20 protein-coding genes and 1 pseudogene are annotated in these 21,638 nt (G+C 68.7%); 12 read left to right on the top strand and 9 right to left on the bottom strand.

Annotated features, from left to right (window positions below):
• Nucleotides 1–2 precede the first annotated feature (2 nt).
• The 7 genes from G8760_RS27850 (at nt 3) to G8760_RS27880 (ending at nt 7,805) form a co-directional block, all read left to right on the top strand.
• Nucleotides 3–815 (top strand): IclR family transcriptional regulator, encoded by an 813-nt coding sequence (locus G8760_RS27850; RefSeq protein ID WP_166356117.1) that lies wholly within the window; start codon nt 3–5, stop codon nt 813–815.
• Between the two features lie 67 nt (nt 816–882).
• The gene (locus G8760_RS27855) at nt 883–2,166 is read left to right on the top strand and encodes an aspartate aminotransferase family protein (RefSeq protein WP_166356118.1); all 1,284 of its coding nucleotides are present in this window, start codon (nt 883–885) and stop codon (nt 2,164–2,166) included.
• Complete coding sequence (locus tag G8760_RS27860) at nt 2,163–3,038, top strand: SDR family NAD(P)-dependent oxidoreductase (protein WP_166356119.1); 876 nt, start codon at nt 2,163–2,165, stop codon at nt 3,036–3,038. The genes G8760_RS27855 and G8760_RS27860 overlap by 4 nt, the downstream gene beginning before the upstream one ends.
• Nucleotides 3,025–4,479 carry a hypothetical protein gene (locus G8760_RS27865; RefSeq protein ID WP_166356120.1) on the top strand — a complete coding sequence of 485 codons (1,455 nt, stop codon included), beginning with the start codon at nt 3,025–3,027 and terminating at the stop codon, nt 4,477–4,479. The genes G8760_RS27860 and G8760_RS27865 overlap by 14 nt, the downstream gene beginning before the upstream one ends.
• Nucleotides 4,476–6,221, top strand: a complete 1,746-nt coding sequence (locus tag G8760_RS27870) for a dihydroxy-acid dehydratase (RefSeq protein ID WP_166356121.1) — start codon at nt 4,476–4,478, stop codon at nt 6,219–6,221. Before G8760_RS27865 ends, G8760_RS27870 begins: the two co-directional genes overlap by 4 nt.
• A gap of 70 nt (nt 6,222–6,291) precedes the next feature.
• A complete protein-coding gene (locus G8760_RS27875; RefSeq protein WP_166356122.1) occupies nt 6,292–7,170 on the top strand; it encodes an acyl-CoA thioesterase in 879 nt (292 codons plus the stop codon).
• Nucleotides 7,167–7,805, top strand: a complete 639-nt coding sequence (locus G8760_RS27880) for a DUF8185 domain-containing protein (protein WP_166356123.1) — start codon at nt 7,167–7,169, stop codon at nt 7,803–7,805. Before G8760_RS27875 ends, G8760_RS27880 begins: the two co-directional genes overlap by 4 nt.
• 114 nt (nt 7,806–7,919) lie before the next feature.
• On the opposite strand, the gene G8760_RS27885 is transcribed toward G8760_RS27880, so the two are convergent.
• A complete protein-coding gene (locus G8760_RS27885) occupies nt 7,920–9,566 on the bottom strand; it encodes a glycoside hydrolase family 13 protein (RefSeq protein ID WP_166356124.1) in 1,647 nt (548 codons plus the stop codon).
• A 117-nt stretch (nt 9,567–9,683) separates the two neighbouring features.
• Here G8760_RS27885 and G8760_RS27890 point away from each other — a divergent pair, with 117 nt between their 5' ends.
• Nucleotides 9,684–10,205, top strand: a complete 522-nt coding sequence (locus G8760_RS27890) for a mycothiol transferase (RefSeq protein ID WP_166356125.1) — start codon at nt 9,684–9,686, stop codon at nt 10,203–10,205.
• Between the two features lie 63 nt (nt 10,206–10,268).
• Here the strand turns inward: G8760_RS27890 and G8760_RS27895 are convergent, their stop codons facing one another.
• The gene (locus G8760_RS27895; RefSeq protein WP_166356126.1) at nt 10,269–10,667 is read right to left on the bottom strand and encodes a globin; all 399 of its coding nucleotides are present in this window, start codon (nt 10,665–10,667) and stop codon (nt 10,269–10,271) included.
• Nucleotides 10,668–10,765: 98 nt separating this feature from the next.
• Between G8760_RS27895 and G8760_RS27900 the strand changes: the two genes are divergently transcribed.
• Entirely contained in the window at nt 10,766–11,191 is a 426-nt protein-coding gene (locus G8760_RS27900) for an OsmC family peroxiredoxin (RefSeq protein ID WP_166356127.1), read from the top strand.
• A gap of 72 nt (nt 11,192–11,263) precedes the next feature.
• Here the strand turns inward: G8760_RS27900 and G8760_RS30680 are convergent, their stop codons facing one another.
• Genes G8760_RS30680 through G8760_RS27915 form a run of 3 tightly spaced genes read right to left on the bottom strand, consistent with a single transcriptional unit; the run spans nt 11,264 to nt 15,165 of the window.
• Nucleotides 11,264–12,421, bottom strand: a complete 1,158-nt coding sequence (locus G8760_RS30680; RefSeq protein ID WP_207782815.1) for a mechanosensitive ion channel family protein — start codon at nt 12,419–12,421, stop codon at nt 11,264–11,266.
• A complete protein-coding gene (locus tag G8760_RS27910) occupies nt 12,418–14,535 on the bottom strand; it encodes a prolyl oligopeptidase family serine peptidase (RefSeq protein WP_166356128.1) in 2,118 nt (705 codons plus the stop codon). Before G8760_RS27910 ends, G8760_RS30680 begins: the two co-directional genes overlap by 4 nt.
• Nucleotides 14,536–14,574: 39 nt before the next feature.
• A complete protein-coding gene (locus tag G8760_RS27915; RefSeq protein ID WP_166356129.1) occupies nt 14,575–15,165 on the bottom strand; it encodes a GNAT family N-acetyltransferase in 591 nt (196 codons plus the stop codon).
• 74 nt (nt 15,166–15,239) lie between these two features.
• On the opposite strand from G8760_RS27915, the gene G8760_RS27920 reads away from it, so the two are divergent.
• A complete protein-coding gene (locus tag G8760_RS27920; RefSeq protein WP_207782816.1) occupies nt 15,240–16,433 on the top strand; it encodes a MalY/PatB family protein in 1,194 nt (397 codons plus the stop codon).
• Between the two features lie 213 nt (nt 16,434–16,646).
• A pseudogene (locus G8760_RS27925) lies at nt 16,647–17,033 on the top strand (RNA polymerase sigma factor); the annotation flags it as partial.
• Nucleotides 17,034–17,328: 295 nt separating this feature from the next.
• On the opposite strand, the gene G8760_RS27930 reads toward G8760_RS27925, so the two are convergent.
• The 4 genes from G8760_RS27930 to G8760_RS27945 form a co-directional block, all read right to left on the bottom strand.
• Nucleotides 17,329–18,858: a DNA polymerase Y family protein gene (locus tag G8760_RS27930; protein WP_166356131.1), complete on the bottom strand. Its 1,530-nt coding sequence runs from the start codon at nt 18,856–18,858 to the stop codon at nt 17,329–17,331.
• On the bottom strand, nt 18,858–19,574 hold the full coding sequence (locus G8760_RS27935) for a hypothetical protein (RefSeq protein WP_207782817.1): 717 nt from the start codon (nt 19,572–19,574) through the stop codon (nt 18,858–18,860). Before G8760_RS27935 ends, G8760_RS27930 begins: the two co-directional genes overlap by 1 nt.
• Nucleotides 19,575–19,664: 90 nt before the next feature.
• Nucleotides 19,665–20,171: a GNAT family N-acetyltransferase gene (locus G8760_RS27940; protein WP_166356132.1), complete on the bottom strand. Its 507-nt coding sequence runs from the start codon at nt 20,169–20,171 to the stop codon at nt 19,665–19,667.
• Between the two features lie 96 nt (nt 20,172–20,267).
• On the bottom strand, nt 20,268–21,020 hold the full coding sequence (locus G8760_RS27945; protein WP_166356133.1) for an SAM-dependent methyltransferase: 753 nt from the start codon (nt 21,018–21,020) through the stop codon (nt 20,268–20,270).
• Between the two features lie 83 nt (nt 21,021–21,103).
• Between G8760_RS27945 and G8760_RS27950 the strand changes: the two genes are divergently transcribed.
• Complete coding sequence (locus G8760_RS27950; protein ID WP_166356149.1) at nt 21,104–21,613, top strand: GNAT family N-acetyltransferase; 510 nt, start codon at nt 21,104–21,106, stop codon at nt 21,611–21,613.
• Nucleotides 21,614–21,638: the final 25 nt, after the last annotated feature.

Genomic DNA, 21,638 nt, shown 5'->3' on the forward strand with positions numbered 1-21,638 from the left:
TGATGCCTGACACGCGACCCGGAGACGACACCGGTGGGGGTTCGCTGCAATCGGTGGATCGGACGGTGGCGATACTCAAGGTCCTCGGCACACCGGTGCCGAAGGCGCTGAGCGTCGTCGCCCAGGAGACCGGGCTGACGGAGGCCACCGCGGGCCGGTACCTCAACGCACTCGTCACCCACGGTTTCGTCGTCCGTGATCAGGAATCGAAGCGGTACCTCCTCGGTCCGGCGCTCCCCGCGTTGGCGGGCAGCATGTATGCGGGCAAGGATCCGGTGTCGCTGGCGCTGCCGGCGATGGAGCGGCTGCTGGGTGAGTTCACCGAGACGGTCAACCTCGGGCTGCGCCGCGGCGGTGAGCTCGTCGTCGTGCATGCCTTGGAGAGCAGCCATTCCATCCGCAAGGGCGCCATGATCGGCGAACGGGACCATTGGCACGCGTCGGCGCTGGGCAAGGCGATCCTGGCCACCTTGCCGGAGTACGAGGTGCGTGAGGTGCTCGCCGCTGGGCCGATGACCGCGCTGACCGAGCACACCCTCACCGAACCGGATGAGTTCCTGGCGCATTGCGACCTTGTCCGGCAGCGCGGGTATGCCACCGACGCCGATGAGTCCGAGATTGGGTTGCGCTGCGTGGCCGCCCCGATCGCCCGCCCGGGTGGGGCGGCCCGGTTCGCGCTCAGCGTCAGCGGACCGTCGCATCGGCTGGACCCGGAGCGGATCGAGCAGATCGGCCGGGTGATCCGGGATGAGGCGCGTGCGGTCGCGACCGCGATGGCCAGCGTCGTCGACACCCGGCCGGCGGATGAGGGCTAAGAGGTCGCACGACCCCAAAGCTGACATGACAACACGACGAAGCGATCGAATGCAGGGAGAGACAACGATGCAACAACCAGGGCGCGCAGCCATTCCGGGTGGCGTCAACAGCGGGCAGCGGCTGGTGCCGGGCCTGGAGAACCTGGTGATCACCGGGGCGTCCGGAGCGACGTTCACCGACGACCAGGGCCGGACCTACACCGACTACCACGCGGCGTTCGGGCCGCCCGTGCTCGGGCACAACGACCCCGACGTCGACGCCGCGGTGACCGCCGCGGTCCGGTCCACCGACCTACCTGGCGTGGGAGTCACGAGCCAAGAGATCGCCCTCGCTGAGACGTTGGTGGGGTTGTACCCGTCGGTGGAGCGGGTGCTGCTGACCGTCACCGGCAGCGAGGCGACGTTCCATGCGCTGCGGGTGTCGCGGACCGCCACTGGCCGGCGTCTGGTGGTTAAGTTCCAGGGGTGCTATCACGGCTGGCACGACTCCGTCTGCATGAACGTCATCTCCGCTCCGGACCGGGTGGGGGCCAAAGACCCGATGAGCGAAGGCATCCTGCCGGAGGTGCTCGACGCAACCCTCGTGTTGCCGTTCAACGACCTCGACGCGGTCCGCCGGGCCTTCGACGAACACGGCGACGACATCGCCGCGGTGATCATTGAGCCGATCCCACACAACATCGGATGTGTCCTGCCGGAGCAGGAGTTCTTGACCGGCCTCCGCGAGCTGTGCACGGCCCGTGGCTCGGTGTTGATCTTCGACGAGGTGATCACCGGCTTCCGGCACGGTCTCGGCGGCTACCAGGAGATCTGTGGGATCACCCCGGATCTCACCACCATGGGTAAGGCGATCGCCAACGGCTACCCGCTCGCCGCGATCGGTGGCCGCCAGGACCTGATGGAACTGTTCAACACCACACCCGGCCGTCCCGCCTTCTTCGCGGGGACGTTCAACGGGCACCCCGCCATGGTCGCCGCGGCGAACGCCACCATCACCAAGCTCAAGAACGAACCGGTCCACGACCACCTGTTCCGGCTGGGCGAACGGGCTCGGCAGGGGTTGCGGGAGGTGTACGCCCGGCTCGACGTGGACGCCGTGGTGTCCGGGTTCGGCTCGGTGTTCGTCACCTACTTCATGCCCGGTCCGGCACCGCGCAACTACGACGACCTGCTGGCCAACGACGCCGACTTCTTCGTCGGGTACCGGCACGAGCTCATGTCCCACGGCATCTTCGAGCTGCCGCTCAACCTCAAACGCAGCCACGTCTCCTACGCACACACCGACGCCGACATCGACCAACTGCTGGATGCGACCGAGAAGGCCGTCCGGCAGTATCTACAGCGGCCATGACACCCGCCGCGCAGCGGTTCAGTCTCAGCGGGCGGCGGGTGTTGATCACCGGCGCCCGCCGGGGGATCGGACGAGGTATCGCCGTGGCGCTGGCCGAGCACGGGGCCGACGAGGTGATCGTGCTGGACCGGCCCGGGCCCGACGACCCCGACGTCGAGGCCACCCTGGCCGCGGTGCGGGCAGCGGGCTCGGCGGCCCGGTACGTCGCTCACGACCTCGGCGACACCGTAGGGATCCGGCCGCTACTCGCGCGGATCCGGCGCGACGCTGGGCCGCTGCACGTCGTCGTCAACAATGCCGGGGTAGCAACCCTTGAACACGCTGGCGACGTCACGGTCGAGCAGTGGCGGCAGGCGATGACGGTCAACGCTGAGGCGGCCTTCTTCGTGGCGCAGGCCGCCGCCGAATCGATGATCGACGACGGTGTGGCCGGCCGGATCGTGAACATCACGTCGAACAACGCGGTGGTGGCGGAGGCGGGGCTCGCGGCGTACAACGCGTCGAAGGCGGCGGTCGAGTCGATGACCCAGACCTTGGCCATCGAGCTCGGCCCGCACGGCATCACGGTGAACACCGTCGCCCCGGGGATCATCGACACCGGTCTGGCCGAAGACTTCCCACTGGATCGGGAGCGGTTCGACGAGTACTACCGCGAACACATCCCGCTGCAGGGCCGGTTCGGCCGGGTGGACGACTGCGTCGGTGCGGTGGTGCTCCTGGCCTCCGACGCCGGGTCGTACATCACCGGTCAGCGGATAGTGGTAGACGGGGGAGTGCTCGCCAGCCAGGTGCCGCGGTTGCAGTTCATGCCGCCGCCCCGCCGGTGGGCGCCGGGCAGCGCTGAGAAGGGGGACAACGGTGACGACGACTGATGGTGGTGGCGGTGCGCCGCTGGTCAGGGAGGTAACACCGGAGACCAACCGGTGGCGGCCGTGGGCTACCCGGCTGACCGCCGGCGTTGCCCAGGTCGATGTCACACCGCCGGTGGGTATCCGCGCCCACAACTGGGGTGCCTCGCGCGTGGAAGTGGCCACCGGTGTACATCAGCCCCTCACCGCCAGCGTGTTGAGCTGGCGCGACGGCACCGGATGGCGCGACCTCGTCACCGTCGACCTTGGCTGGTGGGGCAGCGTCGAGCGGTACCTGAGCGTGTTCACGCCGTTGTGCGACCTCATCGGTGCCACTGAGGAGAGTCTGCTCCTGCACCTGGTGCACACCCACGCCGGACCAACCCTGGCGGTCGAAGGCGACGACGCACCAGGGATGGAGCTGGTCGGGCCGTATCGGGCGGAGCTGATCGACCGGCTTGCCGGCGCGGTGCACCAAGCTCGATCCGCGGCCCGCGAATCGGTGGTGACGTGGGCGTACGGAAAATGTTCACTGGCGGTCGGCCGAGACCTGCCCTGCGGGGAACGTGACGTCGTCGGCTTCAACCCGGATCAGCCGGCCGATGACACCGTGCTCGTCGGCCGAGTGAGCACCGCCGGAGAGGTAGCCGCGGTGCTGGTGAACTACGCCTGCCATCCCACCACACTGGCGCACGAGAACTCGCTGCTCTCACCGGACTTCATCGGCTCCACCCGGGCCGTCGTGGAGGGCAGGGTGGGAACGCCATGCCTGTTCTTCCAGGGCGCCTCCGGCGACCTGGCCCCACGCGACCAGTACCTTCCCGGCACCAGCCTGGCCGAACGGAACGGCCGCTCGCTGGGCTACGCCGTGCTGGCGACGCTGGAGACGATGGGTTCACCGGGCACCGAGCTGGCCTTCGACGGTGTGGTCGAGTCCGGCGCGCCGTTGGCGATCTGGCGTGAGCACCCGGCCCCGGCGCCGGCGGCCACCAGCTACCAGCGCCTGCCCGTGGAGCTCACCCGGACCCCGCCCATGACCGCCGCGCAGCTGGCCGAGCGGTTCCCCGGGATCGACCCGGTGGCGGCGGAGGAACGGCTGCGCCGGGCCACCCGGCTGCGGGAGCACTACGCCGACGGTGCGACCCTGACCTACCCGGTGTGGATCTGGACGATGGGCGACGCGGTGATCGTCGCCTCGCCCGGCGAGGCATTCTCGCTGCTCCAGACCGAGCTGCGGCGGCGGCATCCGGACCGGCCGATCATGGTGCTGAACCTCACCAACGGCCCAGGGTTCATGTATCTGCCGACCCGGGCTTCCTACCGGCGCGACCGGTACCAGGTATGGCAGACCCTGCTGGCCGAAGGCTGTCTAGAAGAGGTGATCGACGTGGTCGACGCCCACATCCCGGCCCGGTCCGCCGAGGCTGCGGGACACCAACCGTCGACGGCGGAGCCGACATCATGACGAGCGCGAGTGGGGTAGGCACAGACCGCCCACGGCGGAGCCGGCGCTGGACAGCCGGGACCGACGAGACGGCGATGTCGCACCGGGTGGCGTTGCGCATCGGCCCGGCCGGCCAGGATCAGCCGGTCATCGGCATCGCGGATACGTCCAGTGCGTTGAACCCGTGCCATGACGGGTTCGCCGCGTTGCTGCCCCACATCGAGCGGGGCATCCGTGACGCCGGCGGCATCCCGGCCCGGTTCCCGGTGATGTCCCTCGGTGAAGACTTGATGAAACCCAGCGCGATGCTCTATCGGAACCTCGTCGCGATGGAGATCGAGGAGACCATCCGGGCCAACCCACTGGATGGTGTGGTGCTGCTGGCCAACTGCGACAAGAGTGTGCCCGCTGCCATCATGGCGGCGGCCAGCGCGAACCTGCCCTCGGTGCTCGTGCTCGGCGGGGCCAGGGCAGCACCGGAGTTCCGCGGCCGCCCGCTGGGCAGCGGTACCGAGTTGTGGCGGGCGTTGGAGGACCGGCGGGCCGGACTCCTCGACGACGACCACTGGGCACGCCTGGAGCGGTGCCTGGCCGGGGCCGGGGCAGGCGCGTGCAACACCATGGGTACGGCGTCCACTATGGCGGTGATCGCCGAGGCGTTGGGTATGTGTATACCGGGCAGCACCGGGTTGCCCGCGTCGGGTACCGATATCGAGCAGATCGCCTACCAGGCCGGCCGGCTCGTAGTGCGGCACGTGGTCGACGACGTACGGCCCGCCGCACTGATCACCCAGGCTGCCATGGACAACGCGATCCGCCTGGTCGCGGCCATCGGTGGCTCCACCAACGCACCCGTCCATCTCGCGGCGATCGCCGGCCGGCTCGGCCTGGAGGCGGGGCTGCGCCGGATGGACACGTTGTGGCGGGACGTGCCGATGGTGGTCGACGTCGAGCCGGGCGGGACCCGGCTGATTCACGACTTCCGGGCGGCCGGTGGAGTGGCTGGACTGTTTCGGGTGCTCGGATCGTCGCTTGAGCCCGACGTCCGGGCCGCGGACGGCCAGCCGTGGTCCAACCATGCCGCGGAGATCAGGGTCGACGAGCAGGTAATCCGGTCGCCGGCCGAGCCCGTCGCGCCGGCGCCCGCGCTGGCGGCGGTGTTCGGCACGTTGGCTCCCGACGGTGCGGTGATCAAGGCCGCGGCCGCGTCGCCGGAGCTGATGGCGCACTCCGGGCCGGCGCTCGTCTTCGACTCCTATGAGGTGATGCGCGACCGCCTCGACCGCGACGACCTGCCGGTGAGCGCCGACCACGTGCTGGTGATCCGGGGCGCTGGGCCGATCGGTGGGCCTGGGATGCCGGAGTGGGGGATGGCGCCGATCCCGCGCCAGCTGGCCGAACAAGGTGTCCGCGACATGCTCCGAGTCAGCGACGCCCGGATGAGCGGCACGAGTTTCGGCACGGTGGTGCTGCACGTCGCTCCCGAATCGGCCGCCGGTGGCCCGCTCGGCCTGGTCCGCGACGGTGACCGGATCAGCTTCGACCTCGCCCAGCGGCGCCTCGATCTCGACGTGCCTGCCGACGAGCTCGCGCGTCGTACCCCGGCGGCGCCGCCAGCGGCGGCAACCGCGCACCGGCGTGGCTGGCCCCGCCTGTACCGGGAGCACGTACTGCAGGCCCCCGACGGATGCGACCTCGACTTTCTCGTGGCGCCCGGTCCAGGCCCCGAGCCGTTCGTGGAGCCGGTGGTCGGCCGCTCCTAGCGGTCCGCGCTCGGCGCCGTAGAATCGGTGCCTGTTCACGTCACCCGGTTCGAGGATGGTGCCTGCACCAATGGTCCGCCACGTCACACAGGTGCAGGTGCGATGGGCCGACCTCGATGCCTACGGGCACGTGAACAACGTCGCGTTCCTTCGTTACCTGCAGGAGGCCCGGGTCGACCTGCTGTTCGTGCAGGCATCCAGAGACGGCGTATCCGGCCTCGCCGAGGGCGTCGTGGTCCGGCGGCACGACATCGACTACCTGGCGCCCTTGCAGGCGGGAGCACATCCGCTCCGGGTAGAGATCTGGATCCACGAGGTCCGCAACGCCACCTTCACCGTGGGGTACGAGCTGATCGACGAGCACGCCCCGGAACCCCGCGTCTGTGCTCGGGCACGCACGGTGCTGGTCCCGTACAACCTCGACGCCGGGCGGCCGCGCCGGTTATCCGATGACGAACAGGCGCTGCTCCACCGACACCTCGACGCAGATCGGCTGGTCCCGCCAGCCGAGCCAGCCACGATGCCGCTCCGTGACGAACCCACCAAGACCCACCTCTACGAGTGCGCGGTACGGTTCGACGACCTCGACCGCTACGGGCACGTCAACAACGTCACCTTCGCGGAGTACGTTCAGGAGGCCCGCATCGACTTCGCGCGTTTTCGGCTGTTCGACGTCGACGGAGGGCCGCCGCACGCGGTGGTGGGCGGACAAAGCCTGGAATACCTGGCCCCGGTTCCAGTGCGTTCCGAGCCACTTCACGTGTACCTGTGGCTCACCAAGATTGGCGACACGTCGTTTCACCTGGCCGCCGAGGTGGCCGACCAGCACCAGGTCTACGTGCGTGCGGTTAACCGTCTGGTCGCCATCGATCCGTCCGGCCAGCGGGCCCGCGCGCTTGTCCCCGCTGAGCGGCAAGTTCTCGAGCAGTTCCTCGGAGGCACTACATGACCACCCTGACCCCGGCACACCCCGGTGGTGCGGCCGATGTGGCGACCTTCGCCCAGCGCGTCGCCCGATTCGAACCCGAGGCGGTCACCCGGATCGTCGCTCACGGGCAGGTCGCGGGGTGTTTCGCCGAGACACCATTCGACGCGCTGGCGCTGCGGACGGTGGCCTTGGCCGAACCCGTGGAGATCGACGTCGTGCTCGAAGCCGCCACTCTCGCCGCCCGCGCCGTGGGGGTCGGTGGTGAGCTCGAGTTGCCGCCGGCGCTGCCGGCGCTGCGCTGGACCAGCAGCCTGCCGCCGCGTTCGGGGTGGTCGGAGCTGGGCAGGCTGGCGCTGGCCGACGTGGTGGCCAGGGTGGACAACGGCGTGGAGGAGTTTCGACGCCGGGCTCCGGACGAGGCTAGTGGCCGTGACTTACGCGCCGGGCGGGCAGCGCTAGAAGGGTTGGCGGCGCAGATCTGGGACGTCGAGATGGCCCACGGTGTTCCGCTCCGGCTGGCGCATGCCGCGTCGTCCTACGGGTTCCTCGGCGGACAGGGTGAGGTCGTGTTGCGCTCGGTGGGATCGTGGCAGCGGCTCGACGCACCGAATGGAACCGTGTTGGCCCGAGGTGGGCTGGCCCTGTTCGCCCTCTGAACGCCCCGCCCTCGCCCGTCCTCGCCCCGCCCCATGATCATGAACACTTTGCCGTGCCATAGCACGGCAAAGTGTTCATGATCATGGGGCGGGGCGAGGACGGGGCGGGAACAGTCAGGTGGTGACTAGCCAGGCGGACGTATCAGCTGGCAAGTGGCCGTCGGCATTGAGCGGGCCACTGGTCAGCAGCACCTGCCGGTGCTCGGGCAGGGGCACCGGCGCGGCACCTAGGTTCACCACACACACGAATCCGTCCGATCGGTCGAATGCCAGCACGTCGGACCCGAGGTCGCGCCAGGTGATCGTGTCGGAGGCGAGGCCGGCGTGGGTGTTCCGGATCCGCAGCGCCGAGCGATAGAGCTCCAGCATCGACCCTGGATCGCCGTCCTGAGCCTCGACGGACATCGCCCCCCACTCGGCCGGCTGCGGTAGCCACGAGCCTCCGGGACCGAAGCCGTACGACGGGCCGCCGGACGTCCAGGGCAACGGCACCCGGCAGCCGTCGCGGCCCCGTTCGGTGTGCTGCGATCGCTCCCACACCGGGTCCTGGAGCGCCTCGTCCGGCAGGTCGATGACCTCCGGAAGGCCCAGCTCCTGGCCCTGGTAGACGTAGGCGCCTCCGGGCAGCGCCAGCATGAGCAGCGCCGCCGCGCGGGCCCGTCGTCGCCCCAGGTCCTCGTCGAAGAGACGCTCGTCCGACCTCTGCTGGACCGTCCCACCCGTGGTGTCGGTACGGCCATAGCGGGTCACGACCCGTTCGACGTCGTGGTTCTCGAGCACCCAGGTGGCAGGCGCGCCGACGGAGCCGAGCACCGTGACCGACTGCTCGATGGAGACCCGCAGCGCCTCGGCGGACCAGGCGGCCTTGAGGTAGTCGAAGTTGAACGCGCTGTGCAGCTCGTCGTCACGCAGGTAGCGAGCCAGCCGCTCCGGGGCCTCGACCCACGCTTCGGCGACGAACAGCCGTGGCGGGTCGTAGGCGTCGGCCACCTGTCGCCAGCCCCGGTAGATCTCGTGGACGCCGTCGCGGTCGAAGAACGGGTGGTCGGCGATCTGTGGGGAGTCGAGCAGGTTGGACTCGTCGTAGGGGAGGTCGGGTGCCTCCATGTCCTTGACCATGCCGTGGGCGACGTCGATCCGGAAACCGTCGACGCCGAGGTCGAACCAGAACCGCAGGACACTGAGGAACTCGTCACGGACTTCCGGGTTCGTCCAGTCGAGGTCCGGCTGGGTGACGTCGAAGATGTGGAAATACCACTGCCCGGGGCTGCCGTCCGGCTCGGTGATACGTTCCCACGCCGGGCCGCCGAATACGCTGCGCCAGTTGTTCGGTGGCTGGTCACCGTTGGGTCCGCTACCGTCGCGGAATATGTACCGGGCCCGTTCGGGCGACCCGGGGGCGGCACGCAGCGCGTCCTGGAACCACGTGTGCTCGGACGAGCTGTGGTTCGGCACGATATCGAGGACCACCTTCAGATCCAGCGCGTGGGCGTGGTCGATGAGCTCCTTCGCCTGAGCGAGATCACCGAAGCGTGGATCGATGTCGCGGTAGTCGGCGACGTCGTATCCGCCGTCGTTGAGTGGCGACGGGTACCAGGGGTTGATCCAGATCGCGTCGACACCGAGATCGCGCAGGTAGGGCAGTCGGCGAAGAAGGCCGGCGATATCGCCCTCGCCGTCACCGTTGGCATCGGCGAACGATCGGATGTAGACCTGGTAGATGGTGGCGCGGCGCCACCAGTCGCTGCGGGATCGTGTCACGAGCTGCCAGCCTATGATGGTCCGGACGTCGGGGCGACGGGAACGCCGATGTGTGCTGTCTCACATGTTACGACGACGCCGTGGGAGACCGCGGTGGCCAACGAGGAGGGGCGCCCCATGAGAAGCGTCGATGTGCTGGTAGATGCGTACGGCCGAGTCCGCGAGGGGGTACACCACGTCGTGTCCGGGCTCGCGCCGGAGCAGCTGAGAGCCCGGCTGGACAGCGAGGCTAACTCGGTCGCCTGGCTCGTGTGGCACCTCACCCGGGTCCAGGACGACCATGTGGCCGACGTCGCCGGAGTCGACCAGGTGTGGACCTCCGACGGCTGGGTGGAACGGTTCGCGCTGCCCTTCGACGCGTCGGCCACCGGTTACGGGCACACGAGTGACGACGTCGCACAGGTTCGGGTCGAGTCCGGGGCGTTGCTGACCAACTACTACGACGCCGTGCATCACCACACACTTCAGTACCTGAGTGGGCTGACCGACGCCGACCTCGACCGCGTTGTGGACATGTCCTGGGACCCTCCGGTGACCCTCGGGGTCCGGCTGGTGAGTGTGGTCGACGACGGAGCTCAGCACATCGGGCAGGCGGCGTTCATCAGAGGTGTGCTCCAGCGCCGCTCCCCCTCCCGGTGATCATTGGCTTTTGACCACCGGATCCGGTGGTCAAAAGCCAATGATCACCGGGAGGGGGGAGGGTTATTCCTCGAAGGTGTTGACCAGCGAAAACGCCGCGCGTTCGAGGTAGTCCCAAAGCGTCTCCCGGTACATCGGCGGCAAGTCGAGTTCGTCGACGGCGACCTTCATGTGGTGGAGCCAGCGGTCGCGGGCCGCCGGATTAACCGTGAACGGGGCGTGCCGCATCCGCAGCCGCGGGTGCCCCCGTTGTTCGGAGTACGTCGTAGGACCACCCCAGTATTGTTCGAGGAACATCCGCAACCGCTCCTCGGCCGGGCCTAGATCCTCTTCGGGGTACATCGCCCGGAGTTCGGGGTCTTCGGCCACGCCCTGGTAGAACCGGCGGACCAGCTTGGTGAAGGTGTCATGGCCGCCGACGGCCTCATAGAAGTTGTCCACACGCGTCGTCACACTTCCCATTGTGGCAAGCCCACTGTTAGTGCCGCCACGACGGCCGGGCAGGATGGGATCAACCGTTGACGTGACACACATGTTGGACGTCGGAAAGGATCTCTCTTATGGCAACCACCCGCACTGCCACGACCCGCTGGGAAGGCACCCTCTTCGAGGGCGCCGGGCAGGTCACCTTGGAATCGTCCGGCCTGGGCACGTATGACGTGTCGTGGCCGGCGCGCGCCGAGGAGCCGGGCGGCAAAACCTCCCCCGAGGAGCTCATCGCCGCCGCCCACTCGTCCTGTTTCTCCATGGCCTTGTCCAACGGTCTGGCCAAGGCAGGCACCCCGCCCACCTCGCTGGACACGAAGGCCGAGGTCACCTTCCAGCCCGGCGAGGGCATCACCGGCGTCAAGCTGACCGTCCGTGGCACCGTCGACGGCATCTCCGCCGAAGATTTCGCCGCCGCGGCCGAAGCGGCCAAGGAGGGCTGCCCGGTCAGCCAGGCGCTCACGGGCACCACCATCACGCTGGACGCCGCCCTCGCTTGATCCCCATGATCATGAACACTTTGCCGTGTCATGACACGGCAAAGTGTTCATGATCATCAGATCGTGGGGGGCTCAGACTTCCGGAGCGGGCGGCCGAGAGGCCTTCTGCTGCTGTTCGATCGGAGTGTCGTCGGTCGACGCCGGCTTCTCGGCCGGATCCGCCGGCGCTGCCGGGCTGGTGTGCGGCGCCTCTGGCGCGCTCGGTGCCTGCGTCGGGCTGGGGGACGGCGTTGGGCTGGGGGACGGCGTTGGCTCCGGCGGCTGCGTCCGGCTCGACACCCGCCCATCCGATTCCGGGGGCTCCTGCCGGATCCAGAGCGTGCGCTGTGGGAACGGGATCTCGATACCCTCGGCGTCGAACCGTCGTTTGATCCGCTCTCGCAGCTCGCGGGCGACCTTCCACTGTTCCAGAGGCCGCGTTTTGACGACGAGCCGGATGTCGATGCTGTCGTTGCCCAAGGCCTCGACCCCCCACACCTCGGGCTCCTCGATGATCAGGTCTTCCCAGAGTTCCTCGGTGGCGAGCTCGAAACTCACCTCTTCCAACAGCCGGCGAACCACGGTGGTGTCGGAGTCGTAGGCGACGCCGACGTCCACCACGGCCCGGGCCCACTCCTGGCTGAAATTGCCGATCCGGAGAACCTCACCGTTACGTACGTGCCAGACCGCGCCGTCGACCGAGCGCAGCCGGGTGACGCGCAGGCTGACCGCCTCGACCGTCCCGGTTGCCTCACCCATATCGATGACGTCCCCGACGCCGTACTGGTCCTCGACGAGCATCGCCACCCCGGCCAGGAAGTCCTTGACCAGGTTCTGCGCGCCGAACCCCAGCGCGACCCCCGCGATACCGGCCGAAGCCAGCAGCGGGCCGATCGAGTAGCCCAAGACGTCCAGTGCCATGACGATCACTACCACCGCCACGACGGCGGTGACGGTGCTCTTGGCGAGTGAACCCAAGGTTTGCACCCGCTGGACCCGGCGCTCGGAGTAGACCCCAGCGCCACCCAAGACCACGCGGGCCGCCGTCTTCGAGCCGAGCATGGTGGTCCGGGGCTCTTTGTCGACGGACCGCTGTACCAGCCTTCGGATAAGCCTGTGCAGCACGTAACGCACAACCACGCCGATCACGATCAGCATGATCAACTGGAGCGGCTTGTCCAGCAGGACGTTGGTCCACCAGTCGTTGCTGAACCGTTCCGGGTCGGCGTCGTCCTGCACGCGGATCGTCACGGCGATTCACCCTCCAGGCCGAGCTGGTGGGCGAGAAAGCTCAGCTGGTCGGCAGAGAGGTCGACGGTACGAGACACCGCCCGGGCACCGTGGCCCACCTCACGTTCGGCCCGAAGCAACACGGGGCGGTCGTCGACAGGAGCGTTGGTAGCCCGTTGCAGGGCGGCGGCCATCTTCCGGGCATGGAGCGGGTCGACCCGGGTGTCGCCGTCGAACACGGTAAACAGCACCGCCGGATAGGTCACGTCGTCGTGAACGTGGTGGTACGGCGAGTAGCCGAGCAGCCAGTCCAGCTCGTCGGGGTGGTCGGCGGTTCCGTATTCGTCGTTCCATGTGGCGCCCAGGCCGAACTGCTCGTAGCGGACCATGTCCAGCAGCGGCGCCGAACACACCACCGCGCGATAGGTGTCAGGACGCTGGGTGAGGGCGGCGCCGACGAGCAGGCCGCCGTTGGACCCGCCGGAGATGCCGAGCTGGTCAGGTGTGGTCCAACCCTGCTCGACCAGGTAGTCCGCGGCGGCATGGAAGTCGTCGAAGACGTTCTGCTTGTTCTCCCGCATACCACCCCGGTGCCACTGCTCACCCTCTTCGGACCCGCCACGTAAGCCGGCTACTGCCCAGATGCCGCCCGCCTCGACCCAGGCGAGGATGCTGGCCGAATAGGCAGGGGTGAGGGCGATGTTGAAGCCGCCGTAGCCGTACAGCACCGCCGGGCGCGGGCCGGGTGCTCCGTCGTCGGGGGCAACGATCACCATCCGCACCGCGGTGCCGTCCGCCGACCGGTACGTGACCTGTTCGGATCGCACCGCTGGCAGGTCGACGCTACCGGGGCTGGTGGCCCAGGTGGTGACAGTCTGGTCGGTGGCGTCGTACCGCAGAACGAGCCCCGGGGTGGTGTGGTCGGTGTAACCGAACCAGCATTCGTGGCCCCCCTCGGGCCGTTCGCTGAGCCCGCCAATGCTGCCCAGGCCGGGCAGCGGCACGGTGTGGAGGTGTTCGCCGGTGGTGAGGTCGTGCACGCTGACCTCGGAGATGGCATGCCTGGTGCGGGCGGCCAGCAACACCGGCCGGTCGAGTTCCGGCCCGTCCAGGATGGCGTAGTCGTCCAAGACCGCGGTGTCGTCCTCGGGGAGCAGGTCTTGCCAGTTCTGCGGCTCCGGGGCTGTTGGGTCGACGACGGCGAGCCGGCGACGCGGCGCGTCGAGATCGGTGAAGACGTAGAGGCGTCCGTCGCGACCAACCTGCGGGTAGACCTTCGCATCGAGACCGACCGCCACGGCTTGTAGATCCGGTGCGTCGGGCTCACTGGTGTGGAGGTCGGCCATCCACACGTCGTTGCGGGGAGCCGTTCCCTGGGCCGCGGCGACAACCAGCCAGCGGCCGTCCCGGCTCACCGAGGCGCTGTAATAGTTGGTCTTGTCCAGGCCAGCGCCGAAGATCTCGACATCGTCGGCCGGGTCGGAACCCACCCGGTGCAGGTAGACGCGGCGGTGATACTGCCCCTCACCATCCGGCACGGCATCCGGGGGGAGCCGCCGGACGTAGTAGAACGCTTTGCCGCCGGGTAGCCAGCCGATAGGAGAGTAGCGGGCTCGGTCGATGGGACCGTCGACGATCTCCCCGGTGGCGACGTCCATCACCAGGACCGCCGACTCCTCCCGGCCGCCTTCGGACAGCTGGTAGGCCAGGAGATCGCCCTCCTTCGACGGCTGCCAGGTGTCGAGTGTGGTGGTACCGGCGGGGTCCACGACCATCGGGTCGATCAGCACCTCTTCGGCGCCCTCCGGCCCAGCCGTCAGCAACACCGCATGCTCCTGGTCAGGGGAGCGTCGAGTCCAGAAGAATCGTCCACCGCGCCACACCGGCGCCCCTACCGCACCGGAGCGCAGCAGATCCGTCAACCGTTCGGTGAACCGGTTCCGCGTCGCCCAGCGGGCGCGATGGCTGCGGAACAGCGTGTCCTGTGCGTCGGCCCACGAGCGGGTCGTGTCGGCGTCGGGATCCTCCAGCGCGCGGAACGGATCCGGCACGGAGCGACCATGCAGAACGTCGACGTCGTCCCCAGCCGGGGCGGCCGGATACTGCGGATTCGAGTTCGGGGTATCGAGTGCCACCCGCCCGACTCTAAGCGACAAGAGGGCAGCCAGTCGCGGTCAGCCCCGCGGCTCTCGCCACATGGGGATCACCGTCGGACCGTCCGGAAGGACGATCTCCCCCGTCGGGCGAAACCCGAACTTTTCGTAGAGCGGTACGTTGCCCAGCGCCGACGACTCCAGGTATGCGGGCATACCCGCGGCGTCGACCCGCGCTAGTCCGTCTCGTAGCAACGCGCCACCGATTCCGCGACCCGGCCACGCTGCGCCGACGGTCTGCAAATACCAATGGGGCGGACTCTTCGGCCTGGCCCGGGCGACGGTACGGAAACTGGCACCCGCCCGTGGCAGGGCGGTGCCCAGCGCACGCACGAGGTAGGGGAGATGCCGGAGGGTGACGAGTGGGTTGGAACGCTGGCCCGGCAACGCCCACAGGGCCGCACCCGCGATCCTGCCGTGGTCGATGGCCACCCAGGTGCCGTGGGGAGTGGTGTAGGCCTCGAAGGCGAACAAGTGGGTGAGCCGGCGGTGATAGTCGCGCTCCGGGAGCACGTGGCGCATGAAGGGGTCGGTGTCGAAAGCCTGGGCCAGCGCAGCGGCGACGGCAGGCATGTCGGATCGCTGCGCCTTTCGTACCACTGGACCAGCCATGGCTCGACCTTACCGACCGGACACAGGCGTTATGGTCGACACCAGCACATGAGGCGTACCTCGACGACTTCGGGATGGGACAGCACAGCATGGTGACGGATCACGTGGGCCACCGGTTCGACGCGCCGACAGTGGAGGATCTCCGGCAGCACGGCAGCGTCAAGTGGTCCAAGTTTCCGCAGGCCCTCGGCGCGTTCATCGCGGAGATGGACTTCGGCACCGCACCTGCCGTGGCGGCCGGGGTGCGCGCCGCCGCCGATCAGGCCATGTTCGGCTACCTGCCTGACGCGCTGGCCAGCGACCTCGGTGCGGCTTGCGCCGAATGGCACGAGCGCCGCTACGGCTGGGCGGTCGACCCAGCCTCCGTACACCCCGTCGCCGACGTCCTGCGGGCTCTCGAGGTCACCATCCGGCACTTCACCCGCCCGGACAGCCCCATCGCGCTGCCCACACCGGCGTACATGCCGTTTCTCTCCATCCCGGAGATGATGGGCCGCGAGATCATCCAGGTGCCGATGCTGGAGGGGGAGGACGGGTGGAGATACGACCTCGACGCCCTGGATCAGGCGTTCGCCGCCGGCGCCGGCCTGCTGGTGTTGTGCAACCCGCACAATCCGATCGGACGGGTGCTGCGCGACGACGAAATGGTCGCCATCGCCGAGGTGGTGGAGCGGCATGGCGGCCGGGTGTTCGCCGACGAGATCCACGCGCCGCTGGTATATGAGGGACACCGTCACCGGCCGTACGCGTCGTTGTCCCCCATGACCGCTGGCCACACCGTCACGGCGACCTCGGCGTCGAAGGCGTGGAACATCCCGGGACTGAAGTGTGCGCAGCTCATCCTGTCCAACACCGCCGACGTCGAACGGTGGCGTCGCGGCCACGGAGCAGAGGAGTACCGGTACGGTGCCAGTCCGCTGGGCGCCGCGGCCAACACCGCCGCCTACCGGGACGGCGAGCCGTGGCTGGACGACGTCGTCGAATATCTGGACGGCAACCGCCGGCTCCTGGGGTCGCTGGTCGCCGAGCACCTGCCCGGAGTCCGCTACACCATGCCGGAAGGCACCTATCTGGCGTGGCTGGACGTGCGCGAGGCCGAGCTCCCGTCCGATGATCCGGCGCAGCTGATCCGGGAGCACGGTGGGGTCGCGTTGGTGAACGGTGTGGACTGTGGCGCCGCGGGGGCCGGGTTCATCCGGCTCAACTTCGCCACACCCGCCCCGATCCTCGAAGAGATCGTCCTCGGCATCGCCCGCGTGTGCACCTGATCTCCGTTTGTGCACCTGATCGTTTCTATGGCGACGATCAGGTGCACAAGCGATGGCGACGCCATTGGTCGACGCGTGGTGGTGTCGTCCGATCACGTCTCACGATGCGAACGTCCGACGATCAGATGCATCAACGGGCTGTCACGGTCGGAGCATGCATCTGATCGTCCGGAGCCGGAGCCGGAGCCGGAGCCGCAACGGGATCGGGGGACGGTGCAGGCCGCGATCGCCGCTGTTCATGCGGAGGCGACCCGGCCGGAAGACACTGACTGGTCTCAGGTACTGGCGTTGTACGGGATGTTGTCCCGGATGGTGCCGCAGAACCCGATGGTGATGCTCAATCATGCGGTGGCCCTGGCGATGGTCGACGGACCACGGGCAGGGTTGGAAATGTTGGACGGTTTGGAAGACGACCATCGGCTGGTCCGACACCACCGGCCCAGTGCGGTACGGGCACATCTACTGGAGATGGCTGGCGACTCCGACGCTGCCCAGGAGGCTTGTCTGGTGGCTGCGGCCCGGACGACGAGTCTGCCCGAACAGCGGTACCTGCAAGCCCGTGCGGCCCGGATCCCAACCGCCAACACCAACCCACGCTGACCCACGCAGGACACTAGATCCGCTGTCTGCTTCCTTGCTGCGCGCCGCCGTGTGCAGCAAGCCTCCTTGTTGTCGCCCTGACAACAGTGAGCTTCCTTATGGCGATGGCTTGCCTGCAGTAAGCGTCCTTGTGGTGGCGGCGCGGCTGGGGGTGCGGTGGCGGCGAGCTGGGGTGCGGTGGCGGCGCGGCTGGGGGTGCGGTGGCGGCGCGGCTGGGGGTGCGGTGGCGGCGCGGCTGGGGTGCGGTGGCGGCGCGGCTGGGGCGGCGACCGGGGTGGCGACCGGGGCCGGGGCCTTAGGTGTAGATCGCCTCGACGGCCCATTGACCATTCTCGACGGTGAGCAGCCAGGCCCGGCCGTCGTCGGTGGTGACCTGGAACCGGGCACAACGCCGGCTGCGACGGCGATCCCACCAGTACTCGCGGATCGGCCAGGGTCCGGTCCAGGCGGTGATGGTGAATGTTTCGCGCCCCACGACGAGCTGGGTCGGGGGCGCCGACACCACTGAGCGTCCACTGACCGTGACCGGCTCACCGGTGGTGTCGAGGATCCGAGCCGATCGGGGTTCGGCTGGGACGATGGACGGCGCTGGCCGAGGGACTCGGCCCGGCCACGGGTGCTCGGCGGGTAGGGCCGGGGCCGTTGTGTCACCCCATGGCACCCGCACCACCTGTTCGGCTGGTCCGCGGCCTCCCGCGAGCCGGGGCCGGGTCACGGCGGTATGGCCGAGCATGACCTGGATCCGAGTAGCTGCCCGGGAGACGTGTTCGTCGTTCTCTGCCTGCCCCCACAGTGGGAGTTGCCGTCCGGTATCGATGACGACCTGGTCGGGGGTCAGTGCGAGGCGGGCCAGGCTACCGGTCAGCCGGCCGGCGGTGCGCCAGGCATCCAGCTGCCAGCGGACCCGCTCGGCCACCGCGAGACTGGACAACAAGCCGTCGTGCCGCCACAGCCGGGCCAGGCTCTGGCCGTCGGTGGTGCTGGCCTCGACCTCTACCCGGACGCAGGCCAGCCCGCGTTCACCCAGCTTGGCGTGCATGAGGTCGGCCAGGCTCTTGGCGGCGAACACCGCGGGTTCAGATTGCTCGATTGGGGGCTCGAACTCGAGATGTGCGGAGAGGTCTTCACCAGGTGGGCGGGTGGCCGGCGGGCGGGCCTCCAGGCCGGAGGCGAGCCGGTGGGCGGTAGCGCCTTCGGCGCCGAAGCGGGCAAGGACGTCGCGGAGCGGTAACTCGACGAGGCGGCCCAGTGTGCGGATGCCGAGCCGGACCAGGACATCGGTCAGATCCGGCAGGTCCAGGACGGACACGGGATGTCGGGCGAGGAATTCAGCCGTGCCGGACGACGGGATGAGGCAGAGCCCGTCGGTGTCGTCCAAGGCGGCCCGGGCGGCGAGGTTGGCCGCGAAGACGCCGTCGGCCACACCGACGGCGCAGATGAAGTCTCGGCTCAGCACCGCGTCGCGGATCAGCGTAGCCACGGATTCTTCTCCACCGTAGTACCGGCTCGGCCCCCGGGCGGGGATCGCCAGCAGGCCGGGACGGATCATCTCCACCCGCGGGCAGACCTCCTCGACGAGCGCAACGACCTGCTCGAACGCGCGAGTCTCGCCCTCAGGGTCGGCTTCGAGGACGGTGAGCTCTGGGCAGAACCGTTGGGCATCGCGCAGCCGCTGGCCACGGCGGACCCCGGTAGCCCGGGCCGCCGGGGTACAGGCGGAAACTCGGGCGGAGCTAAGCACGACGGCGGGGATCGCGGGGTCGGTTCCAGCGGCGGTGAGGGGCCAGTCTGGGCACCAGACCACGAGTGTGCGTTGCTGATCCATCACGCCACCTGATGGGTGCTGGAAACCGGGGTGGTGGTGCTGGCCTGCCGCTCGGACATGTTGGTCACCGAGGCTAGTTCGGCACTGCTCACCGAGCCGTCGGGGCCGGGCAGCCACAACCAAGCAGAGCGTGGCCGACCTCCGGTGCGGCGTCCTTCCGCCACAACTTTCACGCGTCGGCTGTGTAAGTGTCCATGGCCTTGCTGGACTCCCAGCCACGACGAGGACTCCACCCGTAGCCGTACCGACGCGCCGTCCCACCCGCCGGTGGTAATCAGCGCGCAGCCGGACCGGCGAGCCAGGGCGGTGAGCCGCCGGACGATACCAGCCTGCGGCCGGGCTGGTGGCTGGAGCAGGACGATATCGACGGCTTCCAAAAGTGCTGCGGTGACATCGGCCCACCGGTCCGCCGGACGGTCGACGAGCAGGACTCGATCAAGATCGCAGCCAAGATCGGCAGCGGCGACGGCGCCCAGCTCGGGTAGACCAACAACCGCACTCCAGGAACCTTCCTGCGAGGCCCCGGCGAGCAGCGCCAGCGCCAGCGCACCTGGGGCGTCGAGACTGACCACCTGACCGCGGGGGAGTCCGGAGAGTAGCCCATGGAAGGCCGGTAGGACCGGGAGAGAGAACTCTTCAAGAGCGGTGTACAAATGTTCGGTTCCGGCTACCTTGGCCAGTGCTTCGGCCGCTCGCTGACGTCTCGATGGCCTCATGCTTCAACTATCGAATGTGTGTTCGATTCTGTCAACCGCCTACACCGCGAGCTTCGCCCGGTGGCCGCCCGTCGCTACGGCGCCAGCATGCTATGCCGGCACCCAATCCTTGAAGCCGAGCTGTTGGTACAGCGCCAGGGCGGGTTCGTTGTCGCCGCTCACCCGTAATGCCAGTCGCGTATCGTCGGCGCCCGCGATGGCAGCCTGTGTGCCGCGCACCAAGGTCCTGGCCAAACCGCGGCGTCGATGTAACCGGTCGGTGAACAGTTCGATGATGAACGGACAGTCGGGAGTGTCTGGCCACGGCGCTCGAACGACCAATAGCAGCGCCGCGACGATCTGCTGGTCGCTTGATGTAGCAACCAGGGAGGCGTTCTGCCACAGCTCGCCGTAGTCGCCAGCGAAGGAGGCTCGGACGTCGGTCAGTGCGTCTTCATAGGTGGCGCTCGCTGTCCCCGGATCGTAGGACTCGAAATACAACCGACCGAGCGCTTCGGTATCCGCTGGCCGGCAGGGCCGAATCGCATATCCCGCTGGCGCGTCACGCCGAGACGTCGGCGTCGTGGCTGGGCAGACCAGTGTCCGTTGTGTAGACACCCGAACATTCTGACAGAATCGCGCGCCAGTTGCCGCTCGATATTGGCTGTCGCCGTGGCCCGCCGCGAGGTCGGATACGGCGGCGCGGATGAGGCTTCATCTGGGGTGGTTGGACCGTCGCAAAACCAGAGTGACGAAGCCGAGTGTGCCTCGGTAGCCGCGCAGCCAGGCGTCGCGATGGCTATTCGCGACCGCCATGGCTTCGATGCTGCCGGGGTCGTCAGGGTGGTCGAGGGCCCAGCTAGCGACCGCGCCGGTCCATGCCCACTCGTAGTCGTCCCACTCGTGCTGGGTGCTCACGTGCCCGGCGATCGGGATCCAGCCTTCGGCCCGGATCTGGTCGACCGTCGTCGCGAGGTCGCTGTATTCGTCGGCACTGAATCCGACGTCGAGGGTCTCCGGGCCCGGGGGTTGTTCCCAGAACCCGTCGCCGAGTACCAGGCATCCACCGGTGGCGACGTGGCGTCCGGCGGCTTGGATGGTGGGCAGCAGGCCCCCGAATGCGTGGGTGGCGCCGACGCTGAGGACAACGTCGAACGAATGGTCCGGCTGGAACTCGTTCGCGTCGATGGCGTGTAGCGCGATCCGTTCGGGCCGGCCCACACCACGGAGGGTCTGTCGGGCGTCGTTGATTGCTTCCGCGTCGACGTCCACACCCTCCACGTGAAGGTCGGGATGATCTTGCAGGGCATGGCTCAGCCAGGCACCCTCGGCGCAACCGAGGTCGAGTAGGTGCTCGTCGCCGCGCTTGATGGCATGGCTGAGCAGCATGCGGACGGAGGCGCCGTGTAGCGGGGCGGCGATCGGGTGGTTGGTGTGGGCGATGCGACTGAGCTGGCTGCGATCCATCGGGTCATCCTGTCAACGATGGCGGCGGGGCGCCGGTGAATATTCGGCTGCGGGCGCCGGGCTTGGTGGGTATAAAGGTCGACGTGATCCGGGTTGCCCGTGCCGACGACTTAATCGCCCTGCAAGAGATCGAGGTCGCGGCCGGTGCGCCGTTCCGTGACCTCGGCATGGACATGATCGCCGACGACGATCCGCCTACCGTCGCAGATCTGACGGCGTTTCAGGTCGACGGCCGGGCCTGGGTGTCCGTCGACGAGCGTGACGTCCCGGTGGCTTATGTACTTGCCCAGGTGGTCGACGGGGAAGCACATGTCGAGCAGGTCTCCGTGCATCCGCGCTACGCCCGGCGCGGGCTGGGCCGCGACCTGCTGGAGGTGGTGGCCGACTGGGGGCGTCGGCAGGGTCTGGCCGGGCTAACCCTCACCACCTACGCCGACGTTCCATGGAACGCGCCGTACTACATCCGCCTTGGGTTCCGGGTACTGGCCGACGGTGAGCTCACCGACGGTTTGCGACGCATCCGCGAGGAGGAGGCCGCCCGGGGGTTGGATGCCTGGCCGCGGGTGGTGATGCGGCGGCCGCTGACACGCTAGTGCGCATGGTGCACTCGACCGTCGA

It is taken from the genome of Phytoactinopolyspora limicola (genome assembly GCF_011320225.1).
Lineage (GTDB): Bacteria > Actinomycetota > Actinomycetes > Jiangellales > Jiangellaceae > Phytoactinopolyspora > Phytoactinopolyspora limicola.

Bases quoted from the DNA above. Each gene is read 5' to 3' on its own strand.
- G8760_RS27875 (WP_166356122.1), top strand. From the start codon at position 6,292: ATGGTCCGCCACGTCACACAGGTGCAGGTGCGATGGGCCGACCTCGAT.
- G8760_RS27895 (WP_166356126.1), bottom strand. From the start codon at position 10,667: ATGGGAAGTGTGACGACGCGTGTGGACAACTTCTATGAGGCCGTCGGC.
- G8760_RS27915 (WP_166356129.1), bottom strand. From the start codon at position 15,165: ATGGCTGGTCCAGTGGTACGAAAGGCGCAGCGATCCGACATGCCTGCC.
- G8760_RS27850 (WP_166356117.1), top strand. From the start codon at position 3: ATGCCTGACACGCGACCCGGAGACGACACCGGTGGGGGTTCGCTGCAA.
- G8760_RS27945 (WP_166356133.1), bottom strand. From the start codon at position 21,020: ATGGATCGCAGCCAGCTCAGTCGCATCGCCCACACCAACCACCCGATC.
- G8760_RS27935 (WP_207782817.1), bottom strand. From the start codon at position 19,574: ATGAGGCCATCGAGACGTCAGCGAGCGGCCGAAGCACTGGCCAAGGTA.
- G8760_RS27900 (WP_166356127.1), top strand. From the start codon at position 10,766: ATGGCAACCACCCGCACTGCCACGACCCGCTGGGAAGGCACCCTCTTC.
- G8760_RS27930 (WP_166356131.1), bottom strand. From the start codon at position 18,858: ATGGATCAGCAACGCACACTCGTGGTCTGGTGCCCAGACTGGCCCCTC.
- G8760_RS27870 (WP_166356121.1), top strand. From the start codon at position 4,476: ATGACGAGCGCGAGTGGGGTAGGCACAGACCGCCCACGGCGGAGCCGG.
- G8760_RS27920 (WP_207782816.1), top strand. From the start codon at position 15,240: ATGGGACAGCACAGCATGGTGACGGATCACGTGGGCCACCGGTTCGAC.
- G8760_RS27880 (WP_166356123.1), top strand. From the start codon at position 7,167: ATGACCACCCTGACCCCGGCACACCCCGGTGGTGCGGCCGATGTGGCG.
- G8760_RS27860 (WP_166356119.1), top strand. From the start codon at position 2,163: ATGACACCCGCCGCGCAGCGGTTCAGTCTCAGCGGGCGGCGGGTGTTG.
- G8760_RS27855 (WP_166356118.1), top strand. From the start codon at position 883: ATGCAACAACCAGGGCGCGCAGCCATTCCGGGTGGCGTCAACAGCGGG.
- G8760_RS27890 (WP_166356125.1), top strand. From the start codon at position 9,684: ATGAGAAGCGTCGATGTGCTGGTAGATGCGTACGGCCGAGTCCGCGAG.